At 61.7% G+C, this 8417-nt stretch carries 10 protein-coding genes and 1 pseudogene; 8 read left to right on the top strand and 3 right to left on the bottom strand.

Annotated features, from left to right (window positions below; all coding sequences use genetic code 11):
- Nucleotides 1-144 (top strand): annotated as a pseudogene (locus IVB12_RS38400) (IS21-like element helper ATPase IstB); the annotation flags it as partial.
- Nucleotides 145-240: 96 nt separating this feature from the next.
- Nucleotides 241-1431 carry a hypothetical protein gene (locus IVB12_RS17720; protein ID WP_247300853.1) on the top strand — a complete coding sequence of 397 codons (1191 nt, stop codon included), beginning with the start codon at nt 241-243 and terminating at the stop codon, nt 1429-1431.
- A 304-nt stretch (nt 1432-1735) separates the two neighbouring features.
- Here the strand turns inward: IVB12_RS17720 and IVB12_RS17715 are convergent, their stop codons facing one another.
- Complete coding sequence (locus IVB12_RS17715; protein WP_247300852.1) at nt 1736-1861, bottom strand: RNA-binding protein; 126 nt, start codon at nt 1859-1861, stop codon at nt 1736-1738.
- A 427-nt stretch (nt 1862-2288) separates the two neighbouring features.
- On the opposite strand from IVB12_RS17715, the gene IVB12_RS17710 reads away from it, so the two are divergent.
- Together IVB12_RS17710 and IVB12_RS17705 are read left to right on the top strand one after the other, a co-directional pair.
- Nucleotides 2289-2543: a hypothetical protein gene (locus IVB12_RS17710; RefSeq protein WP_247300851.1), complete on the top strand. Its 255-nt coding sequence runs from the start codon at nt 2289-2291 to the stop codon at nt 2541-2543.
- A gap of 283 nt (nt 2544-2826) precedes the next feature.
- Nucleotides 2827-3021: a hypothetical protein gene (locus tag IVB12_RS17705; protein ID WP_247300850.1), complete on the top strand. Its 195-nt coding sequence runs from the start codon at nt 2827-2829 to the stop codon at nt 3019-3021.
- A 24-nt stretch (nt 3022-3045) separates the two neighbouring features.
- On the opposite strand, the gene IVB12_RS17700 is transcribed toward IVB12_RS17705, so the two are convergent.
- Nucleotides 3046-4212 carry an OpgC domain-containing protein gene (locus IVB12_RS17700; RefSeq protein WP_247300849.1) on the bottom strand — a complete coding sequence of 389 codons (1167 nt, stop codon included), beginning with the start codon at nt 4210-4212 and terminating at the stop codon, nt 3046-3048.
- 257 nt (nt 4213-4469) lie between these two features.
- Here IVB12_RS17700 and IVB12_RS17695 point away from each other — a divergent pair, with 257 nt between their 5' ends.
- The 3 genes from IVB12_RS17695 (at nt 4470) to IVB12_RS17685 (ending at nt 5996) form a co-directional block, all read left to right on the top strand.
- Nucleotides 4470-4775 carry an ETC complex I subunit gene (locus IVB12_RS17695; RefSeq protein ID WP_247300848.1) on the top strand — a complete coding sequence of 102 codons (306 nt, stop codon included), beginning with the start codon at nt 4470-4472 and terminating at the stop codon, nt 4773-4775.
- 212 nt (nt 4776-4987) lie between these two features.
- Nucleotides 4988-5482, top strand: coding sequence for an Lrp/AsnC family transcriptional regulator (locus tag IVB12_RS17690; protein ID WP_247281029.1), 495 nt, complete (start codon nt 4988-4990; stop codon nt 5480-5482).
- A 217-nt stretch (nt 5483-5699) separates the two neighbouring features.
- The gene (locus IVB12_RS17685) at nt 5700-5996 is read left to right on the top strand and encodes a DUF3551 domain-containing protein (RefSeq protein WP_247300847.1); all 297 of its coding nucleotides are present in this window, start codon (nt 5700-5702) and stop codon (nt 5994-5996) included.
- Between the two features lie 101 nt (nt 5997-6097).
- Here the strand turns inward: IVB12_RS17685 and IVB12_RS17680 are convergent, their stop codons facing one another.
- Entirely contained in the window at nt 6098-7126 is a 1029-nt protein-coding gene (locus tag IVB12_RS17680; protein WP_247300846.1) for an AraC family transcriptional regulator, read from the bottom strand.
- A gap of 111 nt (nt 7127-7237) precedes the next feature.
- On the opposite strand from IVB12_RS17680, the gene IVB12_RS17675 reads away from it, so the two are divergent.
- Entirely contained in the window at nt 7238-8410 is a 1173-nt protein-coding gene (locus tag IVB12_RS17675) for an isovaleryl-CoA dehydrogenase (RefSeq protein ID WP_247300845.1), read from the top strand.
- Nucleotides 8411-8417: the final 7 nt, after the last annotated feature.

Below are 8417 nucleotides of genomic sequence, written 5' to 3'. Positions count from 1 at the left end.
GCCCACGACGATCACGCCACCCGCGCTCGTCTCGCCTCCGCTATCCCGGCCAGCTCCGACGAGACGAGCGCTACCAGCAAAACCCGCCGCGCGAAGGGGTCAAAATTGGACGCCGATGAGGGGTCAAAGTTGGAAGCCGATTGACACTTTTTCGGCGGCGGCTTCTTCTCGCAGGAGATCAACCAGGCTCGGATTGATGAGATGTCTGGTGTTGCCCAACGAATACACGACACTCGGTTGATGGGTCTCTACGTCGGCAATGATGACGAGGGATTGTCGGTCCCCAGTGAAGCGATCACCAAGGACCAGGCTGATCAGCTAATCAGATTGGCCGAGGCCGCTGTGGCCATGGCGAAGGCAGAAAGTCCGCGTCAGGAAATCCCTCAAGAAGAGATCGATCTGCAAGCCTGGTTTCTAAAAGCGACTGATGATCCGGAGAAGCGAAAGCAGATTTTTTCCAAAGGATCGATGCAGAAGCTCGCTGAGTTGAAGGATACGCGAGCGTGGGGCCGTTGGCTTAAAGGCCTATTCGATCAACAAGAGGCGGACGGTCGTTTGGCCGCCGAACGCGAGTTAGAGCGCAGCCGAAACGCGCCGGGCGAGAAAACGAAGGATAAGTGGCAGCTTCGCGTACGGGTACTGTGCGCATCACACTCAATACGTCCAAAGGTCCTCTCGACCTTCAATAAGCATTCTAGTTGGATCAAGCTGTCGGCGGTGAGCGGAAAGAAAGATCAAATCTTCATAGACTTCACCCTTGGGGACAATGTGCCGGTCCAGGCGCTTTGGTATTTCGGTTGGGGCGTGGCCCGCAGCTTTGTGGTTGCGCTGAATATCGGCACGATGGGGTTTTGGTGGTGGCGAATGCCCGAGCATATCAATCGATATTACGAATCGATTCGAGATCTGGAAAACGGGCAGGAACTTAGGTTGGAGAGACAGCCCAGCCTGAAGATCGACTGGGGAGAGAACCGCGCGCTCGATACCGAAGATTTGGCTCGCGCAGCCTTGGTTTTTGCAAAGCTTCCGCAGCCCACAAAACCCGGGGCGCAGACCGCCCTCGATTTCTACATTGGAGGCCTAACATTTCTTTCGTTGAACGACGTCCATTGGCAATGCGAAGTTCAATGTTTCGGGAACTTCATCAGCTGCCTTCGCGCAATGATGAGCGATCATGGCGATTGGCACCCGGATGATCCGTTTCTGCCAGCATTTCTCAAGTTCCTAGATACCCTGTTCCCAAACATGGACGAGCGGGAACGCTACCGCGAGCTGTGCCAGGCGTTCGACGCGGACGAGCTTGCCGGAGCCGCGATAACCTTGAAGGAGGTGTCATTCATTAAGCTGTTCTGTGACGCCTATTTCCTCTGGAACAATCGCCCCCAAAGGCTCGATATCGCCACCACTGACCAAGCTCACGCCCCCTCGTGAGGCAAGTTCCGGACCGATGAGTTATTCGGAATAAGAGAATATTTGGTCGTTTATTTCAGGTCCCGGGGACCTGAACTCGTGACACTGCTTGAATGCAAACGGTCAAGGTGAAGAGGTCGGACCGAGCAAATTCAATAACTTAGCGTTTGCAGCACGTGCCAGCTTGACCATACGAATGCAAACAAAACATTTTTGGGTACTGCAGGTCGTTGGTTCGAATCCAGCTGCCCCGACCAGTCCCGACGTGCGTCTCAAGCATCGCTAGGCCGACACCCAAGCCTTAAGCTTAGGGCTTCGGGCCGCGTCAGAACAACAGCCAGCCGACGAGGCGCCAAGCAACCCAGGCGAGGGCGCAGATCCAGCCCAGCATGGCGATGCCCGCGAGGCCGAGTCCGCCGAGCGCAAGCAGCGAGTTTCCGGGCTCCGGCATCTCGAGGAGATTCTCCGGCGTATCGACTTGGCTCCCAGCGTTTCCTTGCCCTGCGGCCTGGCATTCGTTGGTTTCGGCTCGTTCGCGACAGTTCACCGGCCGCGCTCCAGCTCATATGGAACGTGCGATGCCGTCCGTGCAGGCGGGCGCACCTGATCGCGGGCACCCTCGGACAGGCGGGAAAAAGCTGCAACCCGTGGCGCAGCGATTGGTTGCCGTCGCCTGGGCGTAAAGGCGCGGCGGAAGCTTTGGCGCTCATCCTCTTGCCGCGCGACTTCGGTGCGACGCTTCAAGCCGTTGCGGTCCTCAGAGCGGCGCAGAATTTCCGGACGCTCTTCGAACCTTCTGAGCGTCGCCAAAGACATATGCGTGTTGGGGATTTCAGCGCCCAATGCCTAACGGACGCCGCCGAGCGAGGATACTCCGCTTGCGCGGCGTTGCGCTTTTCAGGCCTCACTGTTCAGATCTCGCCAATCAGCTCGAGGCGTGCCAGCCGAGCGGAAATGGCACGAACGGCCAGACCGTCTGGTTATCGTTGGCGGCTTTTGGCGGCTGCTGGGCGGACGTGTTTACGATCGGAACAGGCGCCGTCGATCGCAGTGCCAAGCGCAGACATGCACATTGCAAATTCATTGTGGTCGCCCCGGCCGGTCAATTGTTTTCAAAATACGTGTCGGGCTAAAAACACGCGCGTCCTCAAATCGGCGCGCTCTCAAATCACGCACCCATTCTAGAAAAGTCGACCGCGGCTTTCAACCAATCTCGCCGTTTGCGCACGAGAAGTAAGGTTGACCGGTTAGGTTAAGGGCGAGCGGTTGTTGCGGCCGCCTTAGTGACTGTTATCACATCAAGCACGGCTCGCGATGGGCTGCCGGAAATCCGCGCTCGCACGGGGACACAGGCTGCGGCAGCGCGCGCCTCAGTTGAGTTCTGCGCGGATGACTTCCGCGCCAGTGAGTTCTGCCATGTCTTTCGATCGCAATTCCAAGACCGCCGGTCCGCAGACGAGCTGGACCGAAATCTGGCATCTCTGGACCGTGATCGTGCCGCGCCGTTCGATCAACGGGCAGCTCGTGTACGGCAAGGTCTGGCGCCGCCATGACGGCCGCGACTGGATCTACAAGAAGTTCACCGAGTTCGACGGCGAAGAGGCGGCCTGACGGGCATCGACCGCCGCGTCACGATCAGGCGGCCTTCGCTGCCGGCTTGGACGGTGGCGGCTTCAAGGGCTTGTCCTGCTTCTTCGACCAGGAGATGTAATAGGCCACCGTCGTCATGATCGCGATGCCGGCGATGCTGACGAAGAGCTGCGCAAGCAGCGAGCCCGAGCTCATCGACAGTTCGAAATGGCCGACGAAGGAGAGGAACACGCCGACGCAGAACACCGCGAGTGACTGCTGGCCGCAGACGATCAGCGGATCGAACACCTTCCACTCCAGGCCCGGCCACTCCTTCGGCACGAAGCGGATCACCAGGATTACGATCACGACGAAGTGGATGAAGCGGTAGGGCGCGAGGTTGGTCTTGTCGTTCGGGTTGAAGGCCGAGAACAGCCACTGCGGGAACATGCCAACGAGGGTCGGGAAGCGGCCAGCCATGGTCATGATCAGCGCGAAGGCGAGATAGGCGAGGCAGAGATAGAGCGTGATCGGCGCATTGATCAGCGCCATCGAGCGCCGCGCGCCGCCCATGGCGCACCAGGCCCCGAACACGAACAGCACCTGCCAGCAATACGGGTTGAAGTACCACTGCCCGGCCGGATAGGCCGTCAGATTCCAGCCGAAATGGCGCGCGGCGAGCCACAGCACGATGGACAGCGCCATCGTCACGTCGGGTTTGCGCAGCATGAACCACAGCACCGGCGGGAACAGTCCCATCAGCACGATGTAGAGCGGCAACACGTCGAGATTGAGCGGCTTGAAGCGCAGGAACAGGCCCTGGCGCAGCGTCTCGGTGGCGTTGTCGACGAGGCCGGCGACGTTGAACTCGTTGATCATCTCGGAATCGCCGAAGCGCAGGGCGAGATAGCTGATCGAGGCGATATAGATCACGAACAGGATGATGTGGGCGACATAGAGCTGCCAGACCCGCTTGGTCAGCCTTGTGGCGCCGACGATGAAGCCGCGCTCCAGCATCATGCGCGCATAGACGAAGGACGCCGTGTAGCCGGAGATGAAGACGAAAAGATCGGCGGCGTCGGAAAAGCCGTAATTGCGCGTCGTGACCCAGTTCACAACGTTGTCGGGGATGTGGTCGAGGAAGATTGCCCAGTTCGCGACGCCGCGAAACAGGTCGAGCCGGAGGTCGCGACCCTTTTCGGGAAGCGTTGCGCTGATGTTCAGGAAGGCCATGCAACGAGAGCTTTCGGAAGGAACAAATACGCTGATGTCGGGGAGGCAATGGCCTCGGGCGGGGTCCCGGCGCGGAAGGCGGGTACGCAATTGTCACGGTGCAGCATAATGACTATACCCGTAAGCTAAGGGCACCCGGGGAGCCGGAATCACCGAACATTCCTCCAACGGAGTCTCTATACTATCCCCGAGGTTTCCACCAACTGCCACCGTGACGCATCGAAATCGAGCGAAAGACTAAGAGGCCTGGACCACCCATGACCGCACGCATTTTCAAGCCCGCCAAGAACGCGATGCAATCCGGCCGGTCCAAGACGAGGGAATGGCAGCTCGACTACGAGCCGGAGCAGCCGCGTTCGGTCGAGCCGCTGATGGGCTGGACCTCGTCCGGCGACATGAAGCAGCAGATCACCCTGCGCTTCAACTCTAAGGAAGAGGCGGTCGCCTATTGCGAGCGCAAGGGGATCGCCTACCAGGTGATCGAACCGCAGGAGTCGGTGCGCCGGCCGGTCGCCTATGCCGACAATTTCTCGTTCCGGCGCGGCGAGCCCTGGACGCATTGAGGGGCGGACGACACTGCGCCGCGTCCAAACGACGTCAACTCGTCATGCCCGGGCTTGTCCCGGGCATCTACATCTCAGGGGCGCGCGAAAGAACGTGGATGGCCGGAGCAGGGCCCTGCCATCGAGGCAGCCAGTGGCGTCTGGCCCTTGGCAGCGATTCCGCTGCGTGCTTCGCTGGTGCGAGACTTGACGAGCTCATGGCGAGGTGGGGTATGGCCGGGCGTGACCAGCTCGATCGCGTCGATCTGAAGATCCTGTCCGAGCTGCAGCAGGACGGGCGGGTTCGCAATAACGAGCTGGCGCTGCGCGTCGGGGTATCCGCGCCCAACTGCCTGCGGCGGCTGAAATCGTTGTTCAGCCGCGGCGTGATCCGGGCGGTGCGCGCCGTCATCGACGAACGGCGGCTCGGCTTTGAGGTGGTGTCGTTCGTCTCGATCCAGCTCGGCAGCCAGGCCCAGCCGGTGCTGGAGGCGTTCGAGAGCTCGATCGCCGCGATCCCGCGCATCCAGCAGTGCTGGCGGATTTCGGGCGACACCGACTATCTCCTCAAATGCGTGGCGCCGAGCGTCGAGAGCATGCGCCAGCAGCTCCTGCATTTCGCCGCGATGCCGAACGTGAAGAACGTCCGCAGCTTTCCGGTGCTGGGTGTCGCGAAGGACGTGCCACTGCCGTTGCAGGAGGTCGCCGTGGCGGCGCCGGCAGGATAGGATCCGAATATTCCGGTCGGACAAATCGGTATTTCATGCAATCCGAATTATAATATATGAGTTAATCACCTAACTGTGACATGTGATTTGCGAAGTCCTGCAATGCGCTCAGCCGTGATTGTCGGTTCTCGGGCGCCGCTTAGATGCAAGGTGTGAACCTCAGCGTGCGTGCCATGCCGAGGACTCTTTTGTGGGACCCTGAAGCAGGAAAGACACCATGACATCGATTTCGAAGACGTTCGTCGCATCTGCTGCGACGCTGTTTGCATCTGCGTTTCTGATGATTATTGCACCCGCAGCACAAGCGGAAGAATACTGCATCACCAACGGCGCCCAGGCCGCTCATGGCTGCGGCTATCCGACGATGGAAGCGTGCCGGGCCGCGGCCGGCGGCATCGGCGGCACCTGCTCGCAGAGCGGCGGAGCGAAGACCTCGAGCGACGCGTTCGCCTTGCAGCCGAAGCAGACGCAGTCGCGCAAGCTTCGGTCGGGCGGGCAGACCAATTCGAACTAACGTTGCAATCGAGACTGGTTTAGAGATGTTACGGCCTCCGAGAATCATCTCGGAGGCCGCCAATTCATGACGTCCACGCAACGCCCGCGCTCGCGTGTGCCTCACCGATACCGGCCGCGAAATTCGCGCGGGCTCGCGCCGGTCCAGGTACGGAAGGCGCGCGAGAAGCTCTTCTCGTTGCGGAAGCCGGCGATCTCCGCGATGCGCTTGATCGGGGTGCGGCCGCGCATCAGCTCCTGCTTGGCGAGCTCGAACTTCGCCTCTTCCTTGAGATCGCGTAGTGAGGTGGCCTCCTCGCGCAGGCGTCGGTGCATTGTGCGTGTGGACAGCGCGAGCTCGCTCGCGACATCCTCCGCGCCGAGGACCCGCCCACGCGCATTGCGGAGCACGCGCCGGACGCGCTCGACCAGCAGGCGGTCGCGCCGATAGGGCAGCACGGTCAGCCGCAACGCGCCTTTGAGCATGTTGTCGAGGTCGACCGCGGTCCGTGTGAGCGGCAGCGAGAGATAGTGCTTGTCGAAGATGATGGCGGCGCGCTCCGCGTCGAAGCGGATAGTCCGGCAGAAGATGGTCGGATAGACCGAGACGTGGCCGGGCTCCGGGTACGGGAATTCAGCCGCGCGGAGCGCGATCTGGGAGTCGACCGCCCAACACGAGAAGCCGAGCACGTAGCGGAACAGGGTGACCAGGCAGAACTCGCGGAATGGCCCGAGGTCACGGAGCTCGCGGATCGACACGACGGCCGTCTCTTCGCCAACCTCGAGATCGAGCAACACATCCTCGGTCACCAGACGGTGATGCCGGCACCATCGCTTGAGCGCGACCTCCAGCGTCGGTGCGGTGATGGAGGCCCGGCACAGCATGCCGTAGGTGCCCCAAGGCAGCCGCCGCGAGAACCAGCCGAGCGCTTCGTCGTCGAGCTCGCGCATGGCATGGCCTGCCAGGGCCTCGAACTGAGCGGCGGTGATCCGCCCATCCGGAGAATTGACAAGGTCCAGCGCTACCTGACCCCGGCTCAGCGCCTCCGCCGGATCGCGGCCGTATCGTTCATAAGCGGCCACCACGCCGCGGACGAAGGCGGCAGGGGTTACGGCGCGGCGGGGGATCGCAGTGGCGGCTTGAAAAGGCATCGGAATTCCCTCGGAAAATCCTCGCCAAGTTTGGCGGAAAATGCAACCTTTTCGACCGCAAGAGCGCCTGGGCCCCGCTAGGTTCGGACGCCAAAATACGGAGGAATCGCCTTGAACATCCCGAGCATCGACTTCGATCTGGGCGAAGACATCGGCATGCTGCGCGACACGCTTCGCGCTTTCGTGGAGGCGGAGATCACCCCGCGCGCTGCCGACATCGAGAAGGCCAATCTGTTTCCGGCGGACCTCTGGAAGCGTTTCGGCGACCTCGGCCTGCTCGGCATGACCGCGCCGGAGCAATATGGCGGGTCGAACATGGGCTACCTTGCCCATATCGTCGCCATGGAGGAGATTTCGCGCGGCTCGGCTGCCGTGGGGCTCTCCTACGGCGCCCATTCCAATCTCTGCGTCAATCAGATCCGCCGCAACGGCAACGACGCCCAGCGCCAGCGCTATTTGCCGAAGCTGATCTCCGGCGAGCATGTCGGCGCGCTCGCGATGTCGGAGCCCGGCGCCGGCTCCGACGTGGTCTCGATGAAGCTGCGCGCCGACAAGCGCGGCGACCGCTACGTGCTCAACGGCTCCAAGATGTGGATCACCAATGGCGGCGATGCCGACGTGCTCGTCGTGTACGCCAAGACCGATCCGGAGGCCGGTCCGCGCGGCATGACCGCTTTTCTCATCGAGAAAGGCTTCAAGGGATTCACCCACGGCCAGCACCTCGACAAGCTCGGCATGCGCGGCTCCAACACCTACCCCTTGTTCTTCGACGAATGCGAGGTGCCGGAGGAGAACGTGCTCGGCAAGGTGGGCGAAGGCGTCAAGGTGCTGATGTCCGGCCTGGACTATGAGCGCGCGGTGCTGTCAGGCGGCCCACTCGGCATTATGGCGGCCTGCATGGATGCGGTGGTGCCCTACATGCACGAACGCCAGCAGTTCGGTCAGCCGATCGGCAACTTCCAGCTGATGCAGGGCAAGCTTGCCGACATGTATTCGACCTGGCAGGCCACGCGCGCTTATGTCTATGCGGTGGGGCGCGCCTGCGACCGCGCCGACCACGCGCGCAGCTTGCGCAAGGATGCCGCTGCCGCGATCCTCTATTCCGCGGAGAAGGCGACATGGATGGCGGGCGAGGCGATTCAGGCGCTCGGCGGGGTCGGCTACACCAGCGAATTTCCGGTCGGACGTCTGTGGCGCGACGCCAAACTCTACGAGATCGGCGCCGGCACCTCGGAGGTCCGCCGCATGCTGATCGGCCGCGAGCTGATGGCCGAGACGGCTTGAAACGCTT

This window comes from Bradyrhizobium sp. 179 (genome assembly GCF_023073535.1).
In the GTDB taxonomy this organism is placed as follows: Bacteria; Pseudomonadota; Alphaproteobacteria; order Rhizobiales; family Xanthobacteraceae; genus Bradyrhizobium.
The sequence above is the reverse complement of the archived record's forward strand: the minus strand, read 5'-3'. Positions and strand labels throughout refer to the sequence as shown.